We start from the raw sequence: 26,579 nt of genomic DNA, 5'->3' as shown, positions 1-26,579 counted from the left end.
CGTGTTGGCCAACGTCCCCCGATGACATGGTGCGTCGGTGGCGGCTTGCCATCGGCCGCGCCCAGGGAGGCATCGGATCACAGGCGATGATCGCGCCGTCCGGTGAAGTTTGCGCGCATTTCTGCGCCGGCATTTGCTTCAAATGCGTGATGTCGCCTCGGGAAAGAAGCGGGGCCGGTTTGCGGCTATTCGCTGCTGTCGCGGCTGATCGAGATCGAGGAGTCGGTCTTGGTCCGGGCGCAGCGCATGTCGAGCCGGCGGAACCGGGTCTTGATGTCGTTGCCGCGCAGGAGTCCGACCCGCCCGAAGCAGCGCTTGACGCCGCGCAGCGTGTCCGGCTTCGGGATGGTGAACACGATCGCGGCGGCGCTGGCGATCAGTTCGACGAATGCCGGCGACGGTTTTCGCGCCGGTGCTTGCCCGTAAATCTCGTTCTTGACCGTCCGGCTCGGACACCCCAGCCGCAGCGCCTTCGCGGCCGGATGCGACAGATAGATCGTATTGGCGGCGGTCTTGCCGATGCCGACCCCGCCGATCTGGGCCTTGAGCTGCTTGGCGAGATCGTCGCAATGATCGGCCCGGGCGGGGGAGGCGAGGGTGAGGGCAGCGAGCGCGAGGGCGAGGCCGACCAGCCAAGCGGTATGGTGCTGGATGCGGGACGAACGGTCGGCAACGGTGATCATCAACCCCTCCGCGATCAATACAGGCCGATTTCCATAGCGGAGGCGGAGGAAAATGCAAAATCCGAGACACGCCGGGGCAATCGGAAGTGGCGGACGGAGGGACGAAGTAGTAGTCTTTCCCTATGACCGAACTCCTTCAACAGGCACTGCAGCAGGTCGCCAAGCTCTCGGAATCCGAGCAAGATGCAGCCGCGGTTGCGCTGCTGGACTACGTCCAGCAGATGCATGGTTTGCGCCTGACCGAAGCGCAGGTTGCTGAAGTCCGCCGACGCCGAGCCGATCCGAACCGCAAGCTGGTTACTCACGAGGATGCTCGGCAGCGGATTGCACGGTTAGGTTCGCAGCCTCGGCAATGAGGCTGGTCTTCGACGATCGCGCGCTTGATGATCTCGAACAGATATTCAATTGGATCGCCAGCGATAGCCCGGTTAACGCGAAACGCGTAGTGGGACGGCTGTTCAGCAGTGCAGAATTGCTGCTCTCGTTCCCCTTGATGGGACGGCTGGGGCAAGATCCGGGAACGCTGGAGTGGGTCGTCCCTCGATTGCCCTACATTCTTGTCTACGAAGTGGATGAGACGGAGCAACGGGTGATCGTGACCGCAGTGCTCCATTGCGCACGGGATCGCAAGGTCTGAAGCCTGCCCACTTCCTGCCGCCCTCCCTCCCGTTTTGAACCCTTCAAAATCCCGCCGAAACCGCCTAGACAGGGCCGCGAATTTCCCCATTCGAGGCCTTGTCCATGAACGCTCCCACGCCGATTCCGTCCGCCGCCACGCCGGTTCCGCCCTACAGGCACACCCCGCTGTTCCCGCTGGGCAAGGACGACACCGTCTACCGCAAGATCACGTCGGAGGGCGTGCGGGTCGAGAAGGTGCTCGGGCGCGACATGCTGGTGGTGGAGCGCGAGGCGCTGCGGGCGCTGTCGGAGGCCGCGTTCGGCGAGATCAACCATTATCTGCGGCCCGGCCACCTCAAGCAGCTCCGCGCCATCCTGGACGACCCCGAGGCGAGCCCGAACGACAAGTTCGTCGCGCTCGACTTTCTGAAGAACGCCAACATCGCCGCCGGCGGCGTGCTGCCGATGTGCCAGGACACCGGCACCGCGATCATCATGGGCAAGAAGGGCTCGAACGTCATCACCGACGGCGATGACGAGGCGGCGCTGTCGGAAGGCGCGCGCGACGCTTACTTGCGCCGTAACCTGCGCTACTCGCAGGTCGCGCCGCTGTCGATGTTCGAGGAGAAGAACACCGCCAACAACATGCCGGCGCAGTGCGAGATCTACGCCGAGGGTGGCTCTCCTGAAACAGATTCGGCCTACAAGTTCATGTTCATGGCCAAGGGCGGCGGCTCGGCCAACAAGAGCTTCCTGTTCCAGGCGACGCCGTCGCTGCTGACCCGCGACCGGCTGCTGGCGTTCCTGAAAGAGAAGATCATGACGCTCGGCACCGCGGCGTGCCCGCCCTATCACCTGGCGATCGTGATCGGCGGCACTTCGGTCGAGACCACGATGAAGACCGTGAAGCTCGCATCCGCACGCTATCTCGATGCGCTGCCGACCCAAGGCTCCGAACTCGGCAACGCCTTCCGCGACGTCGAGATGGAGCAGGAAATCCACAAGATGACGCAGAGCCTCGGCGTCGGCGCGCAGTTCGGCGGCAAGTATTTCTGCCACGACGTCCGCGTCATCCGGCTGCCGCGCCACGGCGCCTCGCTGCCGATCGGCCTCGGGGTGTCGTGCTCGGCCGATCGCCAGATGCTCGGCAAGATCACCAGGGACGGCGTGTATCTGGAGGAGCTGGAGCACAATCCGGCGCAGTATCTGCCCGAGGTCGAGCAGGCGCTCGGCGATGAGGTGGTCAAGATCGACCTCAATCAGCCGATGAAGGAGATCCTCGCCACGCTGACCAAGTATCCGACCAAGACCCGGCTGTCGCTGACCGGCACCATGATCGTGGCGCGCGATGCTGCCCACGCCAAGCTGCGCGATCGGCTGGAGAAGGGCGAGCCGCTGCCGGACTATTTCAAGAACCATCCGGTGTACTACGCCGGCCCGGCCAAGACCCCGGACGGCTACGCCTCCGGCGCGTTCGGCCCGACCACTGCGGGGCGCATGGATTCGTTCGTCGATCAGTTCCAGGCGGCCGGCGGCTCGATGGTCATGGTCGCCAAGGGCAACCGCGCCCCCGCGGTGCGCGAGGCCTGCAAGAAATACGGCGGGTTCTATCTCGGCTCGATCGGCGGCGCCGCGGCGAACCTCGCCGAGCACTGCATCAAGAAGGTCGAGGTACTGGAATATCCCGAGCTCGGCATGGAGGCGATCTGGAAGATCGACGTCGTCGACTTCCCGGCCTTCATCATCGTCGATGACAAGGGCAACGACTTCTTCAAAGAACTGAACCTGGGCTGAGGCGAAGCTTCAGTCGCGAAAGACCTCGCACCGTCATTCCGGGGCGCTCACGCAGTGAGCGAACCCGGAATCCAGAGGTTGTTGCGACCGGGTGCCTAATCACTTCGAGATTCCGGGTTCGCGCGTTCCGCGCGCCCCGGAATGACTCCCTCGGAGGAGTTAGCCTAAGTTATCGTCAAGAGTAGTCATGGCCGGGCTTCGACCCGGCCATCCATTTTGTGCAGACAAAAAACACCGGGCCACGGCGATGACGCCGGCCCGGTGATGATGTCTTTGTGTGAAGCCTTACGCCCGCGTTCCGGTGAACGGGAACGAGCCCATCGGGCCGATGCCCATCTCGCCGGAGATGCTGTCGCTCAGGATATGGTACGTCAGCTCCCCCTCGAAAAGCGAACGTCGTATTGCGTCTCTACCGACTATTCAGCAGCCTTCGGTTGATGGCGGGCTGAATGCAGGAGCGGGGCATGTCGGTTTGGCGGTATGTGATTGTGAACGATGATGGGGCCGCTCCAAATTATGGTCGGCCTCGTTTGACGCTCGCGATCTGCAAGCCGAGAATTCGGAAGAATGCTGAAGTTGATGACATCATCTTGGCCTTCGAGAGCAAGATCTTGGCCGAGAAGAACAGAACAATTCACCGGCCCAATCGCATCGTCTGGGCTGGCTTGGTCGGCGAGCGGATAAGCTTTGCAGAGTATTGGGTGGATAAACGATTTTGGAGAAAGAAGCCCGACCAATCGCGATGCCCGGACAACATCTATCGTCCCTGCGGTCGCGCATACAGGCAGGTTAGCAATTCGGTGCACGGCCCCTGCGATGCGAGTCGAGATTTATCCGGCCAGTATGTTTTGATCATGAAAGAGGCTTGGCGTTTCCGCGAGCAAAATTGCGAGCTGCCAGTAGGATTAGCTGAGTTCAATATCGTCTCGCGTACTCGCCAAGGCCACCGCAGGAGTGCTCCGGACGCCAAGGTGGCTGCGCGCTTGTTAACTTGGTTGAGGCGAAACGGTACCGATGCAGTCGGTTGGAAAGCACCGCGGAACATCAATACGCAGTGCGGCAGGGGGCGCTCTCAGAATGTATCGCCTTGTCGACAAGGGAGCCGTTGGCCGAATCTGTCAAAGACGAGCTGTTAGCACGACCGCACTCGGATAGCTTCCTGAGCGGATGATCGAACTTCGCACCGTCATTCCGGGGCGCTCACGCAGTGAGCGAACCCGGAATCTCGCCGTTCAGGGCCCTCAATCGGTTCAACGCAGAACATCTCGGGATTCCGGGCTCGCCCGCTGACGCGAGCGCCCCGGAATGACCGCTTGGGGCAGGGGCGCTGCCGCGGAGGCGGGGCGCCTTACGCCCGCGTTCCGGTGAACGGGAACGAGCCCATCGGGCCGATGCCCATCTCGCCGGAGATGCTGTCGCCGCTCACCTTGCCGGTGTAGCTCAGCGTCAGCGGCATCGGATTGGTGATCGACAGCTTCCAGGCGACGTCGTCGCCGTTCACGGTGCCGTCGAAGATCTCGCCGGCATCGCCGTCGGCGGATTGCGTGCCGGTGAGCGTGCCGCCATCGGCCTTCAGCGTCAGGTCGGCCTGCCGCTCGCCCATCGGCGTGCTCATGGTGAGTTTCCAGTTTCCGTCGACTGCCATGTGTTTCTCCCCTTGGTCCCGGCCCTCGTGAGTTCACCGGGCCGCCCCTCTTAGTATGGGGCGGGAGCGGCGAACAAGCCCGAAGGTGCGGCATGGCTGCGGCCAGGGGCCGCGACAGCGGTGGACATTGGATCAGGTGGTGTTCTGCTCCGCCTGCCGCGCATGCAGATACCTGTGGTGCGGTGCAAACGTCATGCTATCTTATGTTAACTTTCGGAGGACGCCTCGAGGTTTCCCACGCGTTTGAAGGTGGAGACCCGACATGCGTTTGTCATCTGCCAATGCCGTGCTCGCCGCCGCAGCGCTGGTCTTCGGATTGAGCAGCGGTCCTGCTGCCGCGCAGATCGAGGTGGTGTCCGAGGCCACCACGATCCGGCTCGACGTCACGTCGCAGCCGGTTCCTGGACGGTTTCTCCTCAGTGCCACACTCACCACCGGCTTCGGTCACGGCGTCGCCGATGGCCGCATCGTGTTCCACGATCTGACCACCGGCACCGTGCTGGGCTGGACCGAGGCCGGCCGGCCGAGCCTGATGGTCGAGGGCCTCGTGCCGGGCCGGCATCGACTGCGCGCCGACTACGCCGGCAGCGCCAGCCGGTTGCCGCTGATCGTGCTGCCGAGCCAGTCGGCCGAGGTCGCGCTCGATGTGCTCGCCGTGCCGCGCGTGACGCTGTCGTCATCGGATTCGTCGCCGCCGCCCGGCGCGGTGGTGACGCTCACCGTGGCGGTCACCGGCGCTCTCGGGCCACCGGTCGGCACGGTCAGCTTTCGCGACGGCGAGCAGGTGATTGCCGCAAATGTGCCGCTCGACCGGGCCGGCCTCGCCACGTTCACCACCTCGGCGCTCGACAACGGGATCGGCGGCATTGTGGTCAGTTACGAAGGCGATCGCCGCTATGCGCCGGCCTCGGCGCGACTCGAAGCGACCGGCGACGGCGCGCTGACGCTGGCCGACACGCCACGGATGTGAGGGATCAGGATTCGGCGGCGATCGGTTCGGCGCCCGGCTGCACATTGGCAGCCCGGCTGCGGCTGCGGATCGCCGCCCGGAACACCAGATATTGTGCGGCGAGCGCGACCACCTTGAACGCCGGCGCGATCACCATGACGTAGAACGTCCAGAGCTTGATGTCGCCGGTCAGCGCCGCGGCGATCACCCCGGCACCGAGCAGCAGCATCAGCGCCGCCCACAGATAGCCGGCGACCCGCACATAGTCCGGAATCGCGGCTGCGATCCTCGGCGTCACATAGCGCGCCATCCAGTCGCGGCGCAGCATCAACACGCCGACCGCGATATGGCCGATGCTCGGTTTGATCAGCATGAAGAACGGGTCGTCGGTGAGCAGCGTCGCGCCGCCGAGCACCACCACCATCGCGACGCTGGCATAGGCCATCACGTCGAGCCGCAGGCCCTTGATCCGCGCATATCCGAACTGCGCCGCCGCGCCGAGCACCGCGACGATCGTCGCCAGCGCGACGTTGCCGGTGGAGAAATACAGCACCACGAAGATGATGGTGGAGAAGAAGTCGCTGCCGAGCTTGGCGAACACCGCCTTCATTACACGTCTCTCCAGCTCGCGCCGCTGGCGGCCAGCCACGGCGGCGCGACGTCGGCCCCGCGCGATTGTGCGGGCCCCGTCTGGGGAAGTAAACCGCGGCGGCCCGGCGGCAAGGGCCGGGCACCCACTTTAGAACGAGTTCAGTTTGGCGCGGCCAGCGCGGTGGCCCGGCCGGGCGTGCCGAACGGCCTGGGCTTGTCCTTGCCGCAGGCAAAGCCGCGCGCCAGCTCATCCGCGGCTTGCCGCGCCACCTCGTTGGCGTTGCGGTTGGCGGCGACGTCCACATAGGCGACATGGCATACCGGCCCTGGCGGCAGCCGTGTCACCACCAGCATCTGCTTGGTGGTGGGCCGACCGCCTTTGCCGAGATCATCGTTGTCGGCGAGGTGCCAGCGCTGGATGATGGCGAACGGCTTGCCGGCGCCGTCGAGCCGCCACTCGACCGTGTCGGTGGTGGAGTTGAAGGGGCCGAAAGAGGCGCTGGCCGCCGGCTCATCTTTGGCGTCCTTGTAATTGCGGCCGACGCTGACGGTCTGGCGCAGGTCCATCTCGGACACCCTCACCACCAGCCCGCCTTGGCCCGGACACAGCCACTCACCGCTATCCTCGGGCGCACCGCCCGGGCGAGCGACCTTGCAGGCTTTCGGCGCTGTCGAACTGTAGACGCTGCTGACGCCCTCCGCCTTCCCCGGCGTCGCCAGCGCGACCGGGAGGGTGATCGGGAACAGCACGGCGAGGGCAGGGAGCAGTCGCATCGGGGAGACTTGCATTGCAGAGCCTTGCATCACAGCGAGAACCTTGATCGATCGGTCGCCGTCCGGCTGGGGAAGGTTCGAGCAATTTCCGCTCAGGCACTGCCCTTTGCGGCGGAATCGCTCTAGAACGGCGGCTTGATGTGTCCTTTAGCCGCGTTCGAATCGAAGAACCATGCCGCTGTTGTCGAATGACCATTACCGCGTCGGCCGCTCCAAGACCGGACTCGGCCTGTTCGCCGTCAAGCCGATCAGGAAGGGCGCCAAGATCATCCGCTATTTCGGGCCGCTGCTCGACGCGCACAACAAGAAGCACGACGGCATCGAGAACAAATATCTGTTCGAGCTGAACAAGCGCTGGACTATCGACGGATCGGTGCGCAAGAACGTCGCCCGCTACATCAACCACGCCTGCAAGCCGAACGCCGAGTCCGACGTCAATCCGCGCAAGAAGCGCGTGATCATCCGCGCCATCAAGAACATCGAGCCGGGCGAAGAGATCAACTACGACTACGGCACCGACTACTTCAAAGCCTATCTGAAGCCGATCGGCTGCAAATGCGTCTCCTGCGAGAAGAAGCGCAAGAAGAAGGCCGCCGAAGCCCGCGCCGAAAAGGCCAGGCTGAAGCTGAAGGCCGAGCGCAAGGCGCAAGCCGAAGCCGAGAAGGCCGCCCGCAAGGCCGCGAAGGCAGCCGGCAAGGCGAAGCCGGAAAAGCCGTCGAAGCCGGAGAAGCTCGCCAAATCGAAGGCGCCGAAAGCGGTGAAGGCTAAGACGAAGGCGACGACGAAGGGCACCAGCAAGGTGGTGAAGACGAAGGTCGTGACGGCAACGGCCGGCAAGACCAAAGCGGCGAAGCCGGCCAAGACCACGTCGTCCCGCAAGACGTCTGCGAGCAAATCCAAGAGCAAATCCAAGGCCGCCTGATCGTCGGCACAGCCTCTCGTCGCGTCATTGCGAGGAGGCGAAGCCGACGAAGCAATCCAGACCCGTGCACGAAGCTGGATTGCTTCGCTTCGCTCGCAATGACGGCGGAAGCTTTGGTGCTAACTGGCCAAGGCTGCCTCACTCCGCTTCAGCCCGATGAACTGCAACTCGGCGAAGATCCCGACCACCGTCGCCTGCAGCAGCACGAAGGCGATGCCGAGCGCGTTCGGGGCTACTGACCCGCTGAGCAGCAGGGCGACGCTGCCGAGCGTCCATAGCGCGTTGCCCGCAATCACAATCAGAACCAGCGCGCGCGGCAGCACGGCGCGGGTGCCGAGCCATCCGACCAGGGCGGCGTAGCCGATCAGGAACAGTCCGGTTTCCAGCAGCAGCGGCTGCGGCAGGGCGAGAAGGCGCGAGAGTGTGCCGGCCGCCAAGCTCAGCAGCAGCGCCATCGCGCCGCTGACCATGGCGTCGGCCTTGGAGCGCGCGGCGGAGCAGCGTCGAGGGGCGGGTCATGGAGAGGTGGATCATGGAATATCTCCTTCGGTTGCAGCGATGAGCCGAAGGATGCCGGTCAGGGCGGCGCAATTCGATTACCTGGCAGGTTCAGAGACGCTTTACCTCGGAGGTCATGGATGCTGTGAGGTGAGCGTGCTAGCGTTCGCGGATGAACACCATCGTCTCCTCGATCAACGCCGCCGCCGGCGCGCAGCCGGTCCGGATCGGCGATTACTTGCGGCAGTGGCGGCAGCGCCGCCGGCTCAGCCAGCTCGATCTCGCGCTCGATGCGGAAATCTCGGCGCGGCATCTGTCGTTCGTCGAGACGGGCCGCGCGTCGCCATCGCGCGAGATGGTGCTGCGGCTCGCCGAACGGCTCGACGTGCCGCTGCGCGAGCGTAATGTGCTCTTGGTCGCGGCCGGCTTCGCACCGGCGTTCCCGCAGCGCTCGCTGGACGATCCGGCGCTCGCCGCGGTGCGGACCGCGGTCGATCAGGTGCTTGCCGCGCACGAGCCGAACCCGGCACTGGCGGTCGATCGGCATTGGAACCTGGTGTCGGCCAACCGCATGGTCGCGCCGATGCTCGACGGCGTTGCGCCGCATCTGCTGGCGCCGCCGCTCAACGTGCTGCGGCTGTCGTTTCATCCCGAAGGCTTGGCGGCACGCACCGCCAATCTGGGCGAGTGGTGCGCGCATCTGCTCGAGCGCCTACATCGGCAGTGCGAGACCAGCGCCGATCCGAAGCTGATCGCGCTGTATGAGGAACTGAGGACCTATCCGGTGCCGGCCCGCGCAGCGCCGATTGCACTGGATGCGGTTGCGGTGCCGTTCCGGCTAAGGCTCGGCGACGAGGTGCTGAGCTTCATTTCCACCACCATGGTGTTCGGCACGCCGATCGACGTCACGCTGTCGGAGATCGCGATCGAGACCTTCTTCCCCGCCGATGCGATCACGGGGACGCGATTGCGCGAGCTGGCTACGCGGCTCTGATCCGCCTTGTCCGGCGTTGCCTGCGCCCCATCTGTGTGGGAGGGTGCCGGCAACGACAACGAGGAGGCGCCGATGAGCACGCTGAAGCCGCTGACGATCGACGTGGTGTCCGATGTGGTCTGTCCCTGGTGCTACATTGGCAAGAAGCGCATCGAGCAGGCGATCGCGCTGGCGCCGGAGGTGCCGGTCGAGCTGATCTATCGGCCGTTCTTCCTCAATCCCTGGGTGCCGCGCGAGGGTATCAGCCGCGACGAGTATCTGACCAAGAAGTTCGGATCGCCGGAGCGCTACAAGGAAATCGCCGGCCGCATCGCCGAGACCGCCGCCCAAGAGGGACTGGAATATCACCCCGATCGCGTGCAGCGGCAGCCGAACACGATCGACTGCCATCGCCTGATTCACTGGGCGAGCGCGGTCGGCCACGGGCCGGCAATGAAGCAGCGCCTGATGGAATTGTACTTCCGCGACGGCGGCGATCTCACCGACCCTGAGGTGCTGGTGCAGGCGGCGGCGGAATGCGGGCTCGATGCCGATGACATCCGCGCCAGGCTCGCCACCGATCAGGATATCGAGGAAGTCTCGGCGCAGGCGCAGGAGGCCGCTGAGAAGGGCATCTCCGGGGTGCCGACCTACGTGTTCATGCACCAATACGCGGTGTCCGGCGCGCAGGAACCGGCCTTGATCGCCCGTGCCATCCGCAAGCTGTCGGCGGAGCTGAACGCGGAAGCTGCGGAGTAATCAGCGCTTCAACAGCCGCTTGGCGAGGTGCCGCAACCGGTCGCGCGCGGCCAGCGCTGCGACGATCGGTGCGAACAGCGGATCGCGCTTGCGCAGCGGCAGCACCAGATCGCCGACCGCGAACCGGCCGCGCCAGATCGGATCGATCATCGGATGCCGGGCGCTGGCGGTGGAGTCGGCGAAGCGGATGTTCGGATCGGCGCACAGGTGTCGGGTCAGCCCCACGGTTAGCAATACGCCGGGCGAGCAGCGCGCAAAACTCTCGTCGATTCCGAGCTTGAAGAAATAGGCGCGATCGGCGTGGCGCAGCACGACGCCGGCGGCGACCGGTGTGGTGCCGGCCGACAATGTGATCACTTCGCATTGGCCGCGCGAGGTCAGCGCCACCGCGGCGCTGCGCAGCCGGGCGGCCAGCTCCGGCTGCCGCTTCAGCGAGCTGCCGCCGCGGCCTTTCCAGCCGCTGTCTTCCAGAGCAAGAAACACGTCGAAGGCGCGTGCCGCCTCGTCCGCGCTGCGGGCGACGGCGAACCGCACCTCGCCGTGTTCGCCGAGACGCCGCTCCAGCCGGCGCAATTCCTTCAGCTTCTTTGCGCCGAGGCCGTCGCGCAGCAATTCCTCGGCGTCACGCGTGGCGTCGAGGCTGGCGCGGGTCCAGCCGCGGATCAGCCGCGGGCGAAGGCCGTCCGCGGCGAGCGCGCGGGTGAAGGCCGCCACCGCTTCGCCGTCGCGGGCGACGTCGCGCAGCACCAGCGCGCGGGCCGCGGTGGCACGAGCCTGCGCCAGCAATTTCGCAGCGGCGTCGGCGGCGGCATCGCGGTCGAGCAATGGCGTGTCGAGCGAACGGAACGGATCGGCCGAAACCAGCGCCGGCAGCGGCAGGCGGAACGCATGCCAGCACGAGATCACCGGCACGAGGCCGATCAGCCGGCCCACGGAATCGTGCGCGGTCAGCGCACGCGGTGCGGCATGATCGCCATTGGCTGCAATCACCCATTCCGGCAGGTAGTAGCCGTTCGGTTCGATCACCCGTGTCGCCAGATCACACCAGGCCGCCTGGTCGATCGCAGTGATGCCGGGCAACGCGCCCGGCGCGGACGACGTCGTCACGGCGGCGCCGGCGCGGCGATGCATCATCGGCGAGGCGGGAAAGGTGTCGGCCAAAGCGTCGGTTCCTGCGTGGTGGAACGCGCCGGCGATCGGAACGGCCGGCGCGCAGGTCATCAGCCTAATCGCGCGCCCTCAACATCGCCTTGGTTCGGCGGCGCAATCTGCCGACAATGTTAACCGCAGCTTTCCGGACGATAGCTGCGACCGCGAATTGCAGCCCGGCAGAACTGAACCCGATCGCACCTGCGCGCGACCAACAGCCGAGATCGGCTCGGGCAAGGGAGGCTTCATGCGACGCGCGATGCTGGGAACGGCTGCGATCGCCGCCGTCTTGCTGTTCGGAGCTGCGGCTGCCGCGGCGGAAAGCCGGGTCGCACTGGTGATCGGGCAATCCGCGTATCGGGCGGTGCCGGCACTGCCCAATCCGGTGAACGACGCCAAAGCGATTGCCGCGCTCCTCGGCGAGGCCGGCTTCGAGGTCACCGAGGCGTCTGATCTCGGCCAGACCGAGCTGCGCGCCAAGGTCGGCGACTTCGCCGCCACGGTCGCGGCGAAAGGGCCCGAGACCGTGGCGCTGATGTTCTATGCCGGCCATGGCATCCAGGTCGATGGCGAGAACTATCTGATCCCGGTCGACGTCGATCCCAAGCGCGAGGCCGACATCCCGTTGCAGGCGGTGCGGCTCGACGACGTGCTCAACACGCTGAGTTCGGTGCCGAGCAAAACCCGGATCATCATGCTCGACGCCTGCCGCAACAATCCGTTTCCGAGCATCAACAAGACCACAGGGCAGGGGCTGGCGCTGGTCGATACCAAGGCCGGCGCGCCGGGCACGCTGCTGTCCTATTCCACCTCGCCAGGCGCGGAAGCCGAGGACGGAGGCGGCAGCAACAGTCCGTACACCACCGCGCTGCTGAAGGCCGGGCGCGAGAACGGACTCAAGATCGAGGACACCTTCAAGCGGGTGCGGCTCGCGGTCAATCAGGCGACCGAGGGCCGCCAGACGCCGTGGGAAAGCTCGTCGCTGGTCGACGACTTCCACTTCTTCGCGCCGGCCGCGGCGGAGGCGACGGCTGCGCCGGGCGATAGCGCAGCACCGAAGCCCCGCACCGTCGAGGAATGGCGCGGCTTCCTCAAGGGCAAGCCAGTCGATCAGGCCAACGCGCTGATCGTCTCCGATGGCTCGGCCGACGCCTACGAGGCGTTCGTGTCGCTGTACGCCGAGCCGCCGTTCGCGCCGGATGCCAAGCGCTGGCTCGACCGCCATCGCCGAATGCAGGCTTGGAACCGGGCGGTCCTCGCCAACACCGGATCGGCCTACACCGCATTCCTGGCCGAATACCCCGCCAGCGATCTGACTGCGACCGCGCGCAAGCTCGCCGAACGGCTGCGCTACCGGCCGGACAACGCGGTCGTCGTGCCGACGGCTGCGCTCGCCACCCCGGTGGCCGCCGCGGCGGCGCTGACCTGCCCGTGCGGACCGAGGCCGCCGGCGCTGCAGAAGGTGGAACCGAAGAAGACCAAGAGCCGGGCCGAACGCGACGACCCGGCCAAGCGCAGCGGCAAGAAGGCGTCGCGCAGCCGGGTCTATGTCGAGGAAGAGGACGACGTCGTGGTGGTCCGCCGGCCGCCGGTCTACGTGGTGCCGCCGGGGCCGGTGATCCAGTTCGGCGGCGGCTTCCGCGGCGGCTATGGCGGTGGCCCCAGCCGCGGCGGGGACAATTACGGCCCGAGTCGCGGCCGGTACTGAAGTGCTGTCTGGAACCATTGCGAGGCCGGCTCGGGGGAAGCCACCCAGAGCCGGCGCCCGCGCGTTCACAGCATCGCGAACGCGCTCGACACCATTGCGACCGGTTTCTGATCGGCCGCGCTGAGCAGCGTGACCCGGCCGAAGCTCATGGTGCGGCCGAGCCGGACCAGCCGGGCGTCGGCGATCACATCGGTCGCGGCCACCGCTTTCAGGAAATGCGTGGTCTGATCGACCGTGGTCATCGGGCGGAACCCGCGGTTACCGGCACAGACCGCGAAGACCATCGCGGTGTCGGCCAGAGCCATCAGCGCCTGGCCGCAGACCACGCCGCCGCTGCGGCACAGCCGCTCGGAAAACGCCATCCGCAGGGTGGCGCCGGGTTGCCAGTCGGCCGGGCTGGCGGCTGGCGGATCAAGCTCGAGCCGCTCGACCGACAGGCCGAGGTCCAGCACCCAGGGCGCGAACGCCTCCCGCAGCATCCGCTGCGCCTCGTCGAGGCTGAACTCCGCCGTCTGCTGGCCTGCCATGCGTCTCTCCCTGACCCGTTGATTGTCCGCGTGTTTCGCGACGTTTCGCAGCATCCCACCCGATTCGGCACGGCTTGAAAACGACACCGTCGATCCCTTAAGTTCGGCGGCATCCGAGGGGGCACGATGGTCAGACGAGTGGCGTTGGTGGTCGGCCTGGTGGTCACGGCGATCATGGTGAGCGGGTGCACCAAATGCGGTCCGATCTGGGAGGACTGGCAGTCGCCGAAGTCCTGCCGGTCCGATCGCCTGTAGCGCGGCGGCCGGGCGCGGCCTGCGGCGAGAGGGAGTTTGCGATGAAGATTCTGCACGGCGTCGCCGTCCTGGCCCTGCTGGCCGGCCCGGCCTTTGCCCAGAGCGAGGGGCCGCACGTCAATCTGGTGCCGGAGATCCAGCACAAGACCCCGGAAGAGAAGGCCCAGGACGCGATCCGGCAGAAGGCCTACCAGGAATCACTGCGTAAGATTCCGGATGCCCAGGGGCCCAGCGATCCCTGGGGCGGCGTCCGTGGCGCCGAGGCGACCCAGCCGAAAGCCAAGCGCAAGACCGGACAGACCAACTAGGCCCGTCGAACGGACGCTGCCGCTGAGTTGGGCAGGTGGTCAAAACGGCACAGATTTTTTCTGCGATTTGAGGATGATGCGCGGCGGAGTTCCGGCATGGCCAGTTTGGGGCGTGCCGAATCCGACTGACTCAATCGTTTTCGTTCGCAGGATATCACGTGACGTCGCGCGAGGTGCCGTTCGATCCAAAGGTCTTTCTTCGCAGTGCAGGCACGGGGCGCACCGTTCTGCAATTTCGAACCAACCAGACCATTTTCACGCAGGACGAAGCCGCCGACTGCGTGATGTACATCCAGCACGGCCGCATCAAATTGTCGGTGATGTCGGAACAGGGCAAAGGCGCAGTCGTAGCCATCCTCCAGCCCGGGCAGTTCTTCGGCGAGAGCGGTCTGCTCGACCATCGGCGCCGCGCCACAGCGATCGCACTGGAAGATTGTACCGTCACCACCATCGCTAACGCGACGATGATGACGACGCTGCAACGCGAGCCGGCGCTTTGCGAACTATTCACCCGCCACCTCGTCGCCCGCAACACGCGGGTCGAGGACGACCTGATAGATCAATTGTTCAACAACAGCGAGAAGCGTCTGGCGCGGCTGCTGCTGCTGCTTGCCGACGCTGTCGAGGCTTCGCGTCCGGTGCCGATTGAAATTAGTCAGGAGACGCTGGCGGAGATGATCGGCACGACACGCTCGCGCGTCAGCTACTTCATGAACAAGTTTCGTAAGGCTGGGTTCATCGACTACAACGGCCGGATCGAAGTGCACCCGACGCTGCGCAATGCCGTTTTGCCCGATCGTCCGCGCGCCGTGGAGCTCGCCCGCAAACCGGAATAACCGGGCGCGGTCTTGCGATCGACTATTTGGTCTTGGTCTTGTCGCCGAGCAGGCTACCGGTGCGGCGGTCGACGAAGTGCATCTGGGCACAGGCCGGGCAGTGCACCAGCTCGAAAGTCGTTTGCGCCGAGCTTCCGGGGTCTTCCTGCAGCCAAGCCTGGACCTTCATCCCGGTCCGGGGACATTGATAAAGCAAATGCGCCATTGGGAAGGCCAGGTCCGCCTTAAGTTCTGTAGACGAATTGCCGGGGTTGGCCGTTCGGGCGCTTGATCTAGATCAATTAGCGTATTATTTTACCATTATTTTGGGGCTGAATCGGTCGCAAGCCGAAACCGTCTGGATCGGCCGGTAATCAGGTGGTGGCCGATCAGGGGCCGTTCTCTGATCGGAGTCGCACCGGCATGCAAAAGGCCGCCAGAGTCGATCTGGCGGCCTGAGCTGTATTGCTCACTCGGTTGGGCCGGGAAGCTACTTGCGGGCGCAGCTCACCTCGATCCGCACCGAGCTGGGTCCGCAGCGCGCCGTCATCACGCCGCCTTCGACCGAGATATTGTCGCTGAATCGGGCCGAGCCGTTGCCGACACACAGCGCTGAGACGAGCGTCTCGCTCGGCTCGCAGGTGGTCGGGCAGCCATTGGCCGAACAGCTCGTCGATGACACGGTGCGGATGCTGGAGATCGACGCACCGTCCTTGCCGGCGGGGCCGGCCGGTCCGGCGGGGCCTGCCGGACCTTGCGGGCCGGGCTCGCCTTGCGGCCCTTGGTCGCCTTCGCCGCAGCCCGCCAGCGCGATCGCCGCGCCTGCCAGCGCGATCAGCGCGCCCATCCGAAATCTGTGCATGCCCAAACGGCGCATTCCTGTCTCCTTGTCGGTTGAACCGGGTGCCGGATGGCACGCGGCGATCACGAGCCTGACGTTGACGAGCGAGCCGCCGCGATGGCGGCGCCCGGAGCAAAGCTAGTCATACTGAGAGAGCGTTTTCGAGCTGAATCCATACAGGATTGTGCGAGAAAACCGCGTCGAAGCGAAAACCGAAAGCAGGGGGCGAGCGCAAACGGAGAGATTGACTCCCGTGCTCATCGACGTGGCGCGCGCCACAGCCCCGCACCTGATTGGGCGCCACTCCCGCCCGTTCCGCGCAATCGCCGTAGGCGGTCTTGGCCGCGAAACGGGGCCTGAGCGGAGGGCTCCTGCGAAAGGAAGGAGCCCCGAACGAGGCCGTGTTCGGGGCTCCGGTCAAGGTCGAAACTCCCCACCTCTAGAAAGCTCGGCAATGACGGGCGTTACGCTAGCGGCGGGCGCTCGGAATTGCCTTTGCGGAAAATCAAATACCGTCGGCGCTAAGAGCCGCCGAAACTGTGGTGAGGATCCCGCTCAGAGAGTTGGGCGATCAATTGCTTCAACACCCTGCGGCGGTCCTCGTCGTGGGTCTCCGCCAGCAGCCGGCGGTACAATTTCAGGTTCTCGTCGCGGAGGAATTTGTCCAAGACGCTCTCCTGTTGTTTGCTCCCGTTGGACGCGGCGGCCATCGCAACATACGCGCCCGTTGTTTGCGCTTTCCTGTGGAACCTGATGGCAGGGCAAAGTTAATACGCGCCAAAATGTCTGTCGATCCGAATTGCTGTCCGAAAGTTGCAGGCAAATGCCGTGTGATGTCAGGAAAAATACTGACACTCCGAGGCTGGCCGAGCAGGTCGTCCGACCTCATCCGAAGGAATGGATGGTGAGGTGATTGGGCTGCGGTAAAGCTGGCGCATGGTCACTTCACAGGACGAGGGACGATGAGTTTTTGGTATGTGGTCGACGCCGTCGCGGTCGGGATCATCTTGCCCTGGATCGTCGCGACCTATCGGCTGCTCGAGGCTTTCAAGCGTGGTATCGGTGTCGGCGTCGCCAAGTGGGCGATCTATGCTGCACTCTGCATCCCGGCTATGTTGCTGGTGATGTGGGGCATCCAGAACCTGCGCTGAGTCGATCCCGCGGCGTCACAGCCCTTCGGCATCGTTCCCGTAAACCGCCGACACCGAGGCGCCGTTGCGGATCCGCCGCGCCTCGGTCATCGCCCGCTGCACGCCGAGATCGGCTGAGTCGCTGGAGAAGGTGATCAGCCGGCCGCAATTCGGGCACTGGGTCTGAAACCCCTCCCGCATGTTCTTGACCTTCTCCCGGAACGGCATCCGGCAGCGGCTGCACAGCACGCGCACCTTGTCAGGGATTGAGGGAGTGGCAAGAAGGCTGTCCATCGTTCCATTGTGGCGAAGGACGGTTGAGAAAGCGTGAAGGGCCGCTGACACACCTCATTTCGGTGACGATATCTGGCTAAGCCGGCACGCTGCCGGATCTCGCTGTCGGTCGCCGTTGCAGATAGGAAATCCCGATCGCCGCCAGAAGAACATATTGCGAACTGAGAACAAATAGAGTACATTGAATTTGCCGGCTGAGACCGGTGCCTGTTTGTCCGTTTGGCGAATCCGTCCATAAGGAGCACGTTGATGGCTGCCCCCACCGCATTGCGTATCGTCGAAGGTTCTTCCATGGACAAATCCAAGGCGCTCTCCGCCGCGCTGTCCCAGATCGAACGCCAGTTCGGTAAGGGCTCGGTGATGAAGCTCGGCAAGAACGACCGCGCGATGGAGATCGAGACGATTTCCTCCGGGTCGCTCGGGCTCGATATTGCGCTCGGCGTCGGCGGTCTGCCGAAGGGCCGGATCGTCGAGATCTACGGCCCGGAATCCTCGGGCAAGACCACGCTGGCGCTGCATTGTGTCGCCGAGGCGCAGAAGAAAGGCGGCATCTGCGCCTTCATCGACGCCGAACATGCGCTCGACCCGGTCTATGCCCGTAAGCTCGGCGTCAATGTCGACGACCTGTTGATCTCGCAGCCCGACCACGGCGAGCAGGCGCTGGAAATCGCCGACACGCTGGTGCGCTCCGGTGCCATCGACGTGCTGATCGTCGATTCGGTGGCGGCGCTGGTGCCGCGCGCCGAACTCGAGGGCGAGATGGGCGACGCGCTGCCCGGCCTGCAGGCCCGGCTGATGAGCCAAGCGCTGCGCAAGCTCACCGCCTCGATCAACAAGTCGAACACCATGGTGATCTTCATCAACCAGATCCGGATGAAGATCGGTGTGATGTACGGTTCGCCGGAGACTACCACTGGCGGCAACGCGCTGAAGTTCTACGCCTCGGTCCGGCTCGACATCCGCCGCATCGGCGCGATCAAGGAGCGCGACGAGGTGGTCGGCAACCAGACCCGCGTCAAGGTGGTGAAGAACAAGTTGGCGCCGCCGTTCAAGCAGGTCGAGTTCGACATCATGTACGGCGAGGGCGTGTCCAAGATGGGCGAGATCCTCGATCTCGGCGTCAAGGCCGGCATCGTCGAGAAGTCCGGTGCCTGGTTTTCGCACGACAGCCAGCGGCTCGGTCAGGGCCGCGAGAACGCCAAGGCATTTCTGCGCGCCAATCCGGACATGACCGCCAAGATCGAAGCGGCGATCCGTCAGAATTCCGGCCTGATCGCCGAACAGATCCTCGCCGGCTTGCCGGAGCGCGATGCCGACGGCGAGGAGCCGGCGGAGGATTGATCGCGGATGCGGCCGGCTCGCACCGGCCGCATGAGGTGAAACCGGCGCACGCTCGCGCCGCTGCGGACAAAGCATTTGAAAACGGCGAGTTCTGCGCCTCCCTGTTACAGGGGGGCAGTAGTGCTCGCCGGTCTGGTTTTCGCAGTGGGCGACGACGGGTCCTTCAGCGAGCAACAATGGAATTCGCCGTCCTGAGGGCGCGCCGCGAGCCTCGAAGGATGATTGCTTGGCGCTAATCCACGTCCGCCGATATTCTCCGCTCACCCTTACTCAGCGGCTCGTGCGTAGTCCGCCGCCAGCGCGTAGTCCTCGACCGGCGGGCACGAGCAGATCAGGTTGCGGTCGCCATAGACGTTGTCGACCCTGCCGACCGGGCTCCAATACTTATCGGTGCGCGAGTTCGCCGCCGGGAAGCAGCCCTCGGTCCGAGGATAGGGCCGGGTCCACTCCGCCGCGGTGACGTCGTGCGCCGTGTGCGGGGCGTGGCGCAGCGGCGACTGTTCGATCTTGTAGCGGCCATCCTCCACCTGTGCGATCTCGCGGCGGATCGCGATCATGGCGTCGCAGAATCGGTCGATCTCGGCTTTGGATTCCGACTCGGTCGGCTCGATCATCAGCGTGCCGGGAACCGGGAAGCTCATGGTCGGAGCGTGGAAGCCGTAGTCGATCAGCCGCTTGGCGATGTCGTCGACGGTGACCCCGGCGGTGGTCTTCAGCGACCGCGGATCGACGATGCATTCATGCGCGACCCGGCCGCGCTGATTGCGATACAGCACCGGGAAATGCGGCTGCAGCCGTGCGGCGATGTAGTTGGCGTTGAGGATCGCGATCTCCGTGGCGCGCTTCAGGCCGGCCGCGCCCATCATCAGGATATAGATGTAGGAGATCGTCAGGATCGACGCCGAGCCCCACGGCGCGGCAGATACCGTGCCGCCGCCGTGCAGGCCGCCGTTCAGCGGCTCTCCTTCCGCCGGATGGCCGGGCAGGAACGGCGCCAGATGCGCGCGGACGCCGATCGGGCCCATCCCCGGGCCGCCGCCGCCGTGCGGGATGCAGAACGTCTTGTGCAGATTGAGATGGCTGACGTCGGCGCCGTAATCGCCGGGGCGGGCGAGGCCGACCTGAGCGTTCAAATTGGCGCCGTCGAGATAGACCTGACCGCCATGGGCGTGGACGATGTCGCAGATGTCGCGGATGTGCTCTTCGAACACGCCGTGGGTCGACGGATAGGTTATCATCACCGCGGCGAGGTTTGCCGAATGCGCCTCGGCCTTGGCGCGAAGGTCATCGACGTCGACGTCGCCATGGGCATCGCAGCCGACCACCACCACGTCCATGCCGGCCATCGCGGCGGAGGCCGGGTTGGTGCCGTGCGCCGACGACGGGATCAGGCAGACTTTGCGATGCGGCTCGCCGCGCGACAGATGATAGCCGCGGATCGCCAGCAGGCCGGCATATTCGCCCTGCGCGCCGGAATTCGGCTGCAGCGACACCGCATCATAGCCGGTGATCTCGGCGAGCCAAGTTTCAAGCCTGGCGAACAGCGCGTGATAGCCGGCGGCCTGCGCTTTCGGCACGAACGGATGAAGGCTGCCGAATTCGGGCCAGGTCAGCGGCATCATCTCGGTGGTGGCGTTCAGCTTCATGGTGCAGGAGCCGAGCGGGATCATGGCGCGGTCGAGCGCGAGATCTCGGTCGGACAGCTTGCGCATGTAGCGCAGTAGTTCGGTTTCCGAACGATAGTCCTGGAACGCGGCTTGCGTCAGATAATCGCTGGTCCGTTTCAGCGCCGCCGGCAGCGCGCCGCCGAGCGAGTCGCCGGCGTCACGTTCCTCAGCGGCGTAGTCGAGCGATCCGCCGAAGGCTCGCCACAGCGCTTCGACGACCGCCGGCGTGGTGGTCTCGTCGAGCGAAATGCCGAGCGAAGACGCGTTGATCCGCAGGTTGATCTTTTCGACCTCCGCTCGCGCCACGATGGCGTCGCGGCGATCACCGACTTCGATGGTCAGCGTATCGAAGTATGTGCCGTGGGTCGGTGCAAAGCCGAGTTGCCGAAGGCCGGCCGCCAGCACGGCCGTGCGCCGGTGGACGCGGCGCGCGATCGCGGCCAAGCCGTCGGGGCCGTGATACACCGCGTACATCGCGTTGATCACCGCCAGCAGCACCTGCGCGGTACAGATGTTGGAGGTCGCCTTTTCGCGGCGGATGTGCTGCTCGCGGGTCTGCAGCGCCAGCCGATAGGCCGGCTGGCCATGGCTGTCGATCGACAGCCCGACAATCCGGCCGGGCAGGCTGCGCTTGAGGCTGTCGCGCACCGCCATAAAGGCGGCGTGCGGCCCGCCATAGCCCATCGGCACGCCGAAGCGCTGCGCCGAGCCGATCGCGATATCGGCGCCGAGTTCGCCCGGCGGGGTGATCAGCGTCAGCGCAAGCAGATCGGCGGAGACCACGGCCAGCGCGCCCTTCTGGCGCAGCGCCGCGATCACCGCGCGCGGATCGCTCAAACGCCCCGACGATCCGGGATATTGCAGCAGCGCGCCGAACACGTCGGCGCCTTCCAGCTCGGTCTCGGGATCGCCGACGATGATCCGCCAGCCGAGCGGTTCGGCCCGGGTGCGCAGCACCGCGATGGTCTGCGGATGGGTATCGGCATCGACGAAGAACGCCTTGGCGCTCTTGGCGGCGGCGCGCTCGGCCAGCGCCATCGCTTCTGCCGCGGCGGTACCTTCGTCGAGCAGCGACGCGTTGGCGACGTCCAGCCCGGTGAGGTCGCAGATCATGGTCTGGAAGTTGAACAGCGCTTCCAGCCGGCCCTGACTGATCTCGGGCTGATACGGCGTGTAGGCCGTGTACCAGGCGGGGTTTTCGAGAATATTGCGCTGGATCACGGTCGGCAGGATGGTGCCGTAATAGCCTTGACCGATCAGCGAGGTGAACACTTGGTTCTGGGCGCCGAGCTCGCTCATATGCGCCAACGCTTCGCTTTCGGTCAGCGGTGCGCCAAGCTTCAGCGGCTCGCGATGCCGGATCGCATAAGGCAGCGTCTCGGCGACGAGCTGCTCCAGACTGCCGGCGCCGGCCGTCGCCAGCATCGCCGCGATGTCCTGCGGCGACGGCCCGATATGCCGACGCACGAAGTCGTTGGCGGCGTCGATCGGTCGGCGATGCGGCATGCTCTGGTCCTCGTCAAATGCAACGGCCCGCAAAAGCGGGTTGCTCGGGAATCTCAACTGCGTCATTGCGAGGAGTGAAGCGACGAACCAATCCAGAGACTCAGCAAGCTGGAACTGGATTGCTTCGCTTCGCTCGCAATGACGAATTCACGCGAACGGACGATCCGTCAGGCCGTGTGAGCCTTGTAGGCGGCCTCGTCCATCAGACCGTCGAGTTCACTCTTGTCGGCGATCTTCAGTTTGAAGAACCACGCCGCACCGCCGGCGTCGGAATTCACCAGGCCGGGCTCGGTGCCGAGCGTCTCGTTGACTTCGAGCACTTCGCCGGTGATCGGTGCGTAGACGTCGGAGGCGGCCTTCACCGATTCCACCACGGCGGCGGCTTCGGCCTTCTTCACGGCGCGGCCGACCTTCGGCAGCTCGACGAACACCACATCGCCAAGCTGTTCCTGGGCGTAGTCGGTGATACCGATCGTGGCGACATCGCCCTCGATCTTCAGCCATTCATGATCGGGGGTGTAGAGCGTGGTCATAACAAGTCCTCAGCGCTTGTAGGTGTTCGGAACGAACGGCATTGCCACGACGCGCAGCGGCAGACGCTGGCCGCGCACTTCGGCGAAAACGACAGTGTCGCGCACGGCCAGCGCGGCCGGCAGGTAGCCCATCGCCACTGGTGCATTCAGGCTCGGCCCGAAGCCGCCGGAGGTGACGGTGCCGATCGGCTCGGCGGAAACGGCGCTGGCGAATAGAGGCGCGTTTTCGCGCACCGGGGCGCGGCCTTCAGGCCGCAGGCCGACGCGCAGCCGCGCGGTGCCGCTGTCGAGTTGACCAAGAATCGCCGCGGCGCCGGGGAAGCCGCCGGGGCGGGCGCCCCCACCGCGGCGGCTCTTCTGAATCGACCAACTCAGCGCCGCTTCGACCGGTGTGGTGGTGGTGTCGATGTCGTGGCCGTAAAGGCAAAGCCCCGCTTCCAGCCGCAGGCTGTCCCGGGCTCCGAGTCCGATCGGCAGCACGTCCGGGTTGTCGAGCAGCGCGGTCGCAAGCCGTTCGGCGCCGTCAGCCGGCACCGAGACCTCAAAGCCGTCTTCGCCGGTGTAGCCGGAGCGCGACACGATGCAGGCAAGGCCGTCGAGGCTGAGCTCGGCGACATCCATGAACTTCATCGTGGTGACGTCTGCACAGATTTTCGCCAGCGCGGCTTCGGCTTTCGGGCCCTGCAGCGCGATCAGCGCCCGATCGGTCAGCGCGGTGATGTCGCAGGCGTCCGCCAGATGCGCCCGCAAATGCGCTTCGTCGGCGTCCTTGCAGGCGGCGTTGACCACCAGAAACAGCCGGTCGCCGAGATTGGTGACCATCAGGTCGTCGAGAATCCCGCCGGATTCATTGGTGAACTGCGCGTAGCGCTGGCGGCCGGGCGGCAGCGCCACGATGTCCTGCGGGATCAGCGCTTCGAGCGCGCGTGCGGCGTCTTCGAGCTTGCCGGACTTCGCCCGCAGTTCGATCTGGCCCATATGCGAGACGTCGAACAGGCCGGCGGCGCTGCGCGTGTGGAGATGTTCCTTCAGCACGCCAAGCGCGTACTGCACCGGCATGTCGTAGCCGGCGAAGGGCACCATCTTGCCGCCGCGCGACACATGCAGCGCATAGAGGGGCGTGCGTTTCAAAGATTGGGTGTCGTCACCCGCCAGCATTTCCAGGCTCCCAAGGTTCCCGAGACCGATTTCTCGTCACCATTCGAGCCCCATCTGTCGCTGTGCCTGAGAGCATTATCCCGTCGGCGGACCCGTCCCGGCATCGCCGGCAGGGTCTCTTTCCAGATGTCATCAAGTCGCACGGTCCGTTTGCCTGAGAGTTTCCGGGGCGGTTGCTCCTTCGGCGCCGGCCCCCCTTCACTGAAGGATTGGGCCGATCTCTCCCGACGCGACTTAGTCTTAGGTAGGTAGGACACAAACACGGCTTCAGCAAGGCTGTCAACGCGGGTCAGCGAGCTATCAACGGGTCTTCGTAAAGGTCCGTGGAATGGGGCCCCGCCGGCTGGCAAACAACTGAATCCATGCCCACTTTCTAGACAGCGCGCGCCCCCGCGTCTAAAAGGCATGACACCGGAAGAGGTGGGTTCGGCGGGCGTTTCGCGGGCATTCCGGGTGATTGGACGAACATGAGCGGCGTTAACGAAATTCGGTCTACGTTTCTGAACTACTTCGCCAAGAACGGCCACGAGATCGTGTCGTCGTCGCCGCTGGTGCCGCGCAACGACCCGACCTTGATGTTCACCAATGCCGGTATGGTGCAGTTCAAGAACGTGTTCACCGGGCTGGAGAAGCGCTCCTATCAGCGCGCCACCACCTCGCAGAAATGCGTGCGCGCAGGCGGCAAGCACAACGACCTCGATAATGTCGGTTATACCGCCCGACATCTCACTTTCTTCGAAATGCTCGGCAATTTCTCGTTCGGCGATTACTTCAAGGAGCGTGCGATCGAACTCGCCTGGGAGCTGATCACCCGCGATTTCGGCCTGAACAAGCACCAGCTTCTGGTCACCGTCTATCACACTGATGACGAGGCGGCCGGCTACTGGAAGAAGATCGCAGGCTTCTCCGACGACCGCATCATCCGGATTCCGACCTCCGACAATTTCTGGGCGATGGGCGACACCGGCCCGTGCGGCCCATGTTCGGAGATTTTCATCGATCGCGGCGAGCATATTTTCGGCGGCCCGCCCGGCAGCCCCGATGAGGATGGCGACCGATTCCTGGAATTCTGGAATCTGGTGTTCATGCAGTACGACCAGGTGACGAAGGACGAGCGCGTGCCGTTGCCGCGTCCGTCGATCGACACCGGCATGGGCCTGGAGCGGATGGCGTCCATCCTCCAGGGCGTCGACAGCGTGTTCGACACCGACTTGTTCCGCAGCCTGATCGACGCGACCGCGTCCGCGCTCGGCCGCGGCCCGACCGAACAGGACGCCGCGTCGTTCCGCGTCATCGCCGACCACCTGCGCTCGTCGTCGTTCCTGATCGCCGACGGCGTGCTGCCGTCGAACGAAGGCCGCGGCTACGTGCTGCGCCGGATCATGCGCCGTGCGATGCGTCACGCGCAGCTGCTCGGCGCCAGCGAGCCGCTGATGTGGCGGCTGGTGTGGGCGCTGGTGCGCGAGATGGGCCAAGCCTATCCGGAACTGGTGCGCGCCGAGGCGATGATCGAAGAGACGATGCGGCTGGAAGAGACCCGCTTCCGCAAGACGCTCGATCGCGGTCTCGCGATCCTCGACGAGAAGAGCGCCGGCCTGAAGAAGGGTGACATGTTCGACGGCGAGACCGCGTTCACGCTCTACGACACCTACGGCTTCCCGCTGGATCTGACCCAGGATGCCCTGCGCAACCGCGGCATCAATGTCGATATCGCCTCGTTTACCGACGCGATGGACCGCCAGCGTGCCAAGGCACGCGCCTCGTGGGCTGGCTCGGGCGAGGCCGCGACCGAGGCGGTGTGGTTTTCACTTCGTGAGAAGTTCGGCGCCACCGAGTTCCTCGGCTACGACACCGAGATCGCCGAGGGGGTGGTGATGGCGCTGGTCAAAGACGGCGCCGAGGTCGACGTGCTGAAGGCCGGCGATGCCGCTGCGATCGTGATGAACCAGACGCCGTTCTACGCCGAATCCGGTGGTCAGGTCGGCGACACCGGTGTGCTCACCGCCGATGGTGTGCGCTTCCTCGTCACTGAAACGTTGAAGAAGGCCGGCGATCTGTTCGTGCATTTCGGTACCGTCGAGCAGGGGACGATCAAGCTCGGCGACGCGCTGGCGCTCGACGTCGATCACGCCCGCCGCTCGGCGATCCGCGCCAATCACTCGGCGACGCATCTGCTGCACGAGGCGCTGCGCCAGGTGCTCGGCGATCACATCGCCCAGAAGGGGTCGCTGGTCGCGCCCGACCGGCTGCGCTTCGACTTCGTGCATCAGAAGCCGATTACCCAGGACGAGCTGCGTAAGGTCGAGGACATCGCCAACGATATCGTTCTGGAGAACGATGAAGTCGTGACCCGGCTGATGGCGGTGGACGACGCCCGCGAGGCCGGCGCCCGCGCGCTGTTCGGGGAGAAATACGGCGACGAAGTCCGCGTGGTTTCGATGGGGAGGGCGGCGCGCGAGCACGGCTCCAACGCGCTCGGCTGGTCGGTCGAACTGTGTGGCGGCACCCACGTCAAGCGCACCGGCGACATCGGCCTGGTGTCGATCACTGCCGAGAGTGCGGTGGCGTCGGGCGTCCGTCGCATCGAGGCGCTGACCGGCCGTGCGGCGCGGCACAATGCCAACGCGGCGATCTCCACCGCCAAGACGGCGGCTGCCGAGCTGCGGACCACGCTCGACGACATGCCGGCGCGGATCGCCGCGCTGATGGACGAGCGCAAGAAGCTGGAGCGCGAACTCTCCGAGGCGCGCAAGAAGCTGGCGATGGGCGGTTCGGCCTCCGGAGACGGTGCAGCGGCCTCCGACGTCCGCGAAATCGGCGGCGTCAAACTGATGGCGCGGACAGTCCAGGGCATCGAGATCAAGGATCTCAAGGGGCTGGTCGACCAGGGCAAGAAGCAGATCGGCTCCGGTGTGATCGCGCTGGTGGCGACCAGCGAAGACGGCAAGGGGTCGATCGTGGTCGGCGTCACGCCGGATCTCGTGTCGCGGTTCTCGGCGGTCGATCTGGTCCGCAAGGCGTCCGAAGTGCTCGGCGGCAAGGGCGGCGGCGGCAAGCCCGACATGGCGCAGGCCGGCGGTCCCGACGGCTCCAAGGCCGGCGCCGCACTGGAAGCGATCGCGGCCGCCATCGGCGGCTGAG

The 26,579-nt window shown here is 65.5% G+C and carries 29 protein-coding genes and 1 riboswitch; of the genes, 15 read left to right on the top strand and 14 right to left on the bottom strand.

The window, feature by feature from the left end; all coding sequences use genetic code 11:
* Window positions 1–185 precede the first annotated feature (185 nt).
* Window positions 186–683, bottom strand: a complete 498-nt coding sequence (locus tag FLL57_RS14835) for a hypothetical protein (RefSeq protein ID WP_142883278.1) — start codon at window positions 681–683, stop codon at window positions 186–188.
* 122 nt (window positions 684–805) lie between these two features.
* On the opposite strand from FLL57_RS14835, the gene FLL57_RS14830 reads away from it, so the two are divergent.
* The 4 genes from FLL57_RS14830 to FLL57_RS23705 all read left to right on the top strand — a co-directional run bounded on the left by FLL57_RS14830 (window position 806) and on the right by FLL57_RS23705 (window position 4,231).
* The gene (locus tag FLL57_RS14830) at window positions 806–1,039 is read left to right on the top strand and encodes a hypothetical protein (protein ID WP_013501248.1); all 234 of its coding nucleotides are present in this window, start codon (window positions 806–808) and stop codon (window positions 1,037–1,039) included.
* Window positions 1,036–1,320, top strand: coding sequence for a type II toxin-antitoxin system RelE/ParE family toxin (locus FLL57_RS14825; RefSeq protein WP_142883277.1), 285 nt, complete (start codon window positions 1,036–1,038; stop codon window positions 1,318–1,320). The genes FLL57_RS14830 and FLL57_RS14825 overlap by 4 nt, the downstream gene beginning before the upstream one ends.
* A gap of 104 nt (window positions 1,321–1,424) precedes the next feature.
* The gene (locus tag FLL57_RS14820) at window positions 1,425–3,095 is read left to right on the top strand and encodes a fumarate hydratase (protein ID WP_013501250.1); all 1,671 of its coding nucleotides are present in this window, start codon (window positions 1,425–1,427) and stop codon (window positions 3,093–3,095) included.
* A 449-nt stretch (window positions 3,096–3,544) separates the two neighbouring features.
* Entirely contained in the window at window positions 3,545–4,231 is a 687-nt protein-coding gene (locus tag FLL57_RS23705; protein WP_433962601.1) for a hypothetical protein, read from the top strand.
* A gap of 212 nt (window positions 4,232–4,443) precedes the next feature.
* On the opposite strand, the gene FLL57_RS14815 is transcribed toward FLL57_RS23705, so the two are convergent.
* Window positions 4,444–4,740, bottom strand: coding sequence for a hypothetical protein (locus FLL57_RS14815; RefSeq protein ID WP_013501252.1), 297 nt, complete (start codon window positions 4,738–4,740; stop codon window positions 4,444–4,446).
* 262 nt (window positions 4,741–5,002) lie between these two features.
* On the opposite strand from FLL57_RS14815, the gene FLL57_RS14810 reads away from it, so the two are divergent.
* Window positions 5,003–5,710, top strand: a complete 708-nt coding sequence (locus FLL57_RS14810) for an Ig-like domain-containing protein (protein ID WP_013501253.1) — start codon at window positions 5,003–5,005, stop codon at window positions 5,708–5,710.
* Window positions 5,711–5,714: 4 nt separating this feature from the next.
* Here the strand turns inward: FLL57_RS14810 and FLL57_RS14805 are convergent, their stop codons facing one another.
* Together FLL57_RS14805 and FLL57_RS14800 are read right to left on the bottom strand one after the other, a co-directional pair.
* Window positions 5,715–6,299, bottom strand: coding sequence for an inner membrane-spanning protein YciB (locus FLL57_RS14805; protein WP_013501254.1), 585 nt, complete (start codon window positions 6,297–6,299; stop codon window positions 5,715–5,717).
* Window positions 6,300–6,439: 140 nt separating this feature from the next.
* Window positions 6,440–7,069, bottom strand: a complete 630-nt coding sequence (locus FLL57_RS14800) for a hypothetical protein (protein WP_013501255.1) — start codon at window positions 7,067–7,069, stop codon at window positions 6,440–6,442.
* 157 nt (window positions 7,070–7,226) lie between these two features.
* On the opposite strand from FLL57_RS14800, the gene FLL57_RS14795 reads away from it, so the two are divergent.
* On the top strand, window positions 7,227–7,976 hold the full coding sequence (locus FLL57_RS14795) for an SET domain-containing protein (RefSeq protein WP_013501256.1): 750 nt from the start codon (window positions 7,227–7,229) through the stop codon (window positions 7,974–7,976).
* A 119-nt stretch (window positions 7,977–8,095) separates the two neighbouring features.
* Here the strand turns inward: FLL57_RS14795 and FLL57_RS14790 are convergent, their stop codons facing one another.
* The gene (locus FLL57_RS14790; RefSeq protein WP_013501257.1) at window positions 8,096–8,446 is read right to left on the bottom strand and encodes a hypothetical protein; all 351 of its coding nucleotides are present in this window, start codon (window positions 8,444–8,446) and stop codon (window positions 8,096–8,098) included.
* Window positions 8,447–8,646: 200 nt separating this feature from the next.
* Between FLL57_RS14790 and FLL57_RS14785 the strand changes: the two genes are divergently transcribed.
* Window positions 8,647–9,468 (top strand): helix-turn-helix domain-containing protein, encoded by an 822-nt coding sequence (locus FLL57_RS14785; protein WP_013501258.1) that lies wholly within the window; start codon window positions 8,647–8,649, stop codon window positions 9,466–9,468.
* Between the two features lie 72 nt (window positions 9,469–9,540).
* A complete protein-coding gene (locus tag FLL57_RS14780; protein ID WP_142883276.1) occupies window positions 9,541–10,206 on the top strand; it encodes a DsbA family oxidoreductase in 666 nt (221 codons plus the stop codon).
* Here the strand turns inward: FLL57_RS14780 and FLL57_RS14775 are convergent, their stop codons facing one another.
* A complete protein-coding gene (locus tag FLL57_RS14775; protein WP_235677150.1) occupies window positions 10,207–11,427 on the bottom strand; it encodes a GNAT family N-acetyltransferase in 1,221 nt (406 codons plus the stop codon).
* A 175-nt stretch (window positions 11,428–11,602) separates the two neighbouring features.
* Between FLL57_RS14775 and FLL57_RS14770 the strand changes: the two genes are divergently transcribed.
* Window positions 11,603–13,063 carry a caspase family protein gene (locus FLL57_RS14770; protein WP_013501261.1) on the top strand — a complete coding sequence of 487 codons (1,461 nt, stop codon included), beginning with the start codon at window positions 11,603–11,605 and terminating at the stop codon, window positions 13,061–13,063.
* A gap of 65 nt (window positions 13,064–13,128) precedes the next feature.
* On the opposite strand, the gene FLL57_RS14765 is transcribed toward FLL57_RS14770, so the two are convergent.
* Entirely contained in the window at window positions 13,129–13,590 is a 462-nt protein-coding gene (locus FLL57_RS14765; RefSeq protein WP_013501262.1) for a PaaI family thioesterase, read from the bottom strand.
* 126 nt (window positions 13,591–13,716) lie between these two features.
* On the opposite strand from FLL57_RS14765, the gene FLL57_RS14760 reads away from it, so the two are divergent.
* The 3 genes from FLL57_RS14760 (at window position 13,717) to FLL57_RS14750 (ending at window position 14,989) form a co-directional block, all read left to right on the top strand.
* Window positions 13,717–13,845, top strand: a complete 129-nt coding sequence (locus FLL57_RS14760) for a peptidylprolyl isomerase (protein ID WP_142883275.1) — start codon at window positions 13,717–13,719, stop codon at window positions 13,843–13,845.
* Between the two features lie 41 nt (window positions 13,846–13,886).
* On the top strand, window positions 13,887–14,153 hold the full coding sequence (locus FLL57_RS14755) for a hypothetical protein (protein ID WP_013501264.1): 267 nt from the start codon (window positions 13,887–13,889) through the stop codon (window positions 14,151–14,153).
* A 158-nt stretch (window positions 14,154–14,311) separates the two neighbouring features.
* Window positions 14,312–14,989, top strand: a complete 678-nt coding sequence (locus FLL57_RS14750; RefSeq protein ID WP_013501265.1) for a Crp/Fnr family transcriptional regulator — start codon at window positions 14,312–14,314, stop codon at window positions 14,987–14,989.
* Between the two features lie 22 nt (window positions 14,990–15,011).
* Here FLL57_RS14750 and FLL57_RS14745 read toward each other — a convergent pair whose 3' ends face one another.
* From FLL57_RS14745 to FLL57_RS23355, 3 genes are all read right to left on the bottom strand, one after another.
* Complete coding sequence (locus tag FLL57_RS14745; protein WP_234713413.1) at window positions 15,012–15,158, bottom strand: hypothetical protein; 147 nt, start codon at window positions 15,156–15,158, stop codon at window positions 15,012–15,014.
* Between the two features lie 300 nt (window positions 15,159–15,458).
* Window positions 15,459–15,845: a hypothetical protein gene (locus tag FLL57_RS14740; protein WP_013501267.1), complete on the bottom strand. Its 387-nt coding sequence runs from the start codon at window positions 15,843–15,845 to the stop codon at window positions 15,459–15,461.
* A gap of 485 nt (window positions 15,846–16,330) precedes the next feature.
* Window positions 16,331–16,477: a hypothetical protein gene (locus FLL57_RS23355; protein ID WP_185966147.1), complete on the bottom strand. Its 147-nt coding sequence runs from the start codon at window positions 16,475–16,477 to the stop codon at window positions 16,331–16,333.
* Window positions 16,478–16,771: 294 nt separating this feature from the next.
* Here FLL57_RS23355 and FLL57_RS14735 point away from each other — a divergent pair, with 294 nt between their 5' ends.
* Complete coding sequence (locus FLL57_RS14735; protein ID WP_013501269.1) at window positions 16,772–16,960, top strand: hypothetical protein; 189 nt, start codon at window positions 16,772–16,774, stop codon at window positions 16,958–16,960.
* A gap of 15 nt (window positions 16,961–16,975) precedes the next feature.
* Here FLL57_RS14735 and FLL57_RS14730 read toward each other — a convergent pair whose 3' ends face one another.
* Window positions 16,976–17,233 (bottom strand): hypothetical protein, encoded by a 258-nt coding sequence (locus tag FLL57_RS14730; RefSeq protein WP_142883274.1) that lies wholly within the window; start codon window positions 17,231–17,233, stop codon window positions 16,976–16,978.
* A 249-nt stretch (window positions 17,234–17,482) separates the two neighbouring features.
* Between FLL57_RS14730 and recA the strand changes: the two genes are divergently transcribed.
* Window positions 17,483–18,574 carry a recombinase RecA gene (gene recA, locus FLL57_RS14725; RefSeq protein WP_013501271.1) on the top strand — a complete coding sequence of 364 codons (1,092 nt, stop codon included), beginning with the start codon at window positions 17,483–17,485 and terminating at the stop codon, window positions 18,572–18,574.
* A gap of 266 nt (window positions 18,575–18,840) precedes the next feature.
* Here recA and gcvP read toward each other — a convergent pair whose 3' ends face one another.
* The 3 genes from gcvP to gcvT all read right to left on the bottom strand — a co-directional run bounded on the left by gcvP (window position 18,841) and on the right by gcvT (window position 23,438).
* The gene (gene gcvP, locus FLL57_RS14720) at window positions 18,841–21,747 is read right to left on the bottom strand and encodes an aminomethyl-transferring glycine dehydrogenase (RefSeq protein ID WP_013501272.1); all 2,907 of its coding nucleotides are present in this window, start codon (window positions 21,745–21,747) and stop codon (window positions 18,841–18,843) included.
* Between the two features lie 167 nt (window positions 21,748–21,914).
* Window positions 21,915–22,280, bottom strand: a complete 366-nt coding sequence (gene gcvH, locus FLL57_RS14715; RefSeq protein WP_013501273.1) for a glycine cleavage system protein GcvH — start codon at window positions 22,278–22,280, stop codon at window positions 21,915–21,917.
* A 9-nt stretch (window positions 22,281–22,289) separates the two neighbouring features.
* Complete coding sequence (gene gcvT, locus FLL57_RS14710) at window positions 22,290–23,438, bottom strand: glycine cleavage system aminomethyltransferase GcvT (protein ID WP_013501274.1); 1,149 nt, start codon at window positions 23,436–23,438, stop codon at window positions 22,290–22,292.
* A 132-nt stretch (window positions 23,439–23,570) separates the two neighbouring features.
* A riboswitch (glycine riboswitch) is annotated at window positions 23,571–23,676 on the bottom strand.
* Window positions 23,677–23,905: 229 nt separating this feature from the next.
* Here gcvT and alaS point away from each other — a divergent pair.
* Window positions 23,906–26,578: an alanine--tRNA ligase gene (gene alaS / locus FLL57_RS14705; RefSeq protein WP_142883273.1), complete on the top strand. Its 2,673-nt coding sequence runs from the start codon at window positions 23,906–23,908 to the stop codon at window positions 26,576–26,578.
* Window position 26,579 lies beyond the last annotated feature (1 nt).

Origin of the sequence: Rhodopseudomonas palustris (genome assembly GCF_007005445.1) — a bacterium.
Lineage (GTDB): Bacteria > Pseudomonadota > Alphaproteobacteria > Rhizobiales > Xanthobacteraceae > Rhodopseudomonas > Rhodopseudomonas palustris_G.
This window is presented reverse-complemented; position numbering and strand designations above follow the sequence as displayed.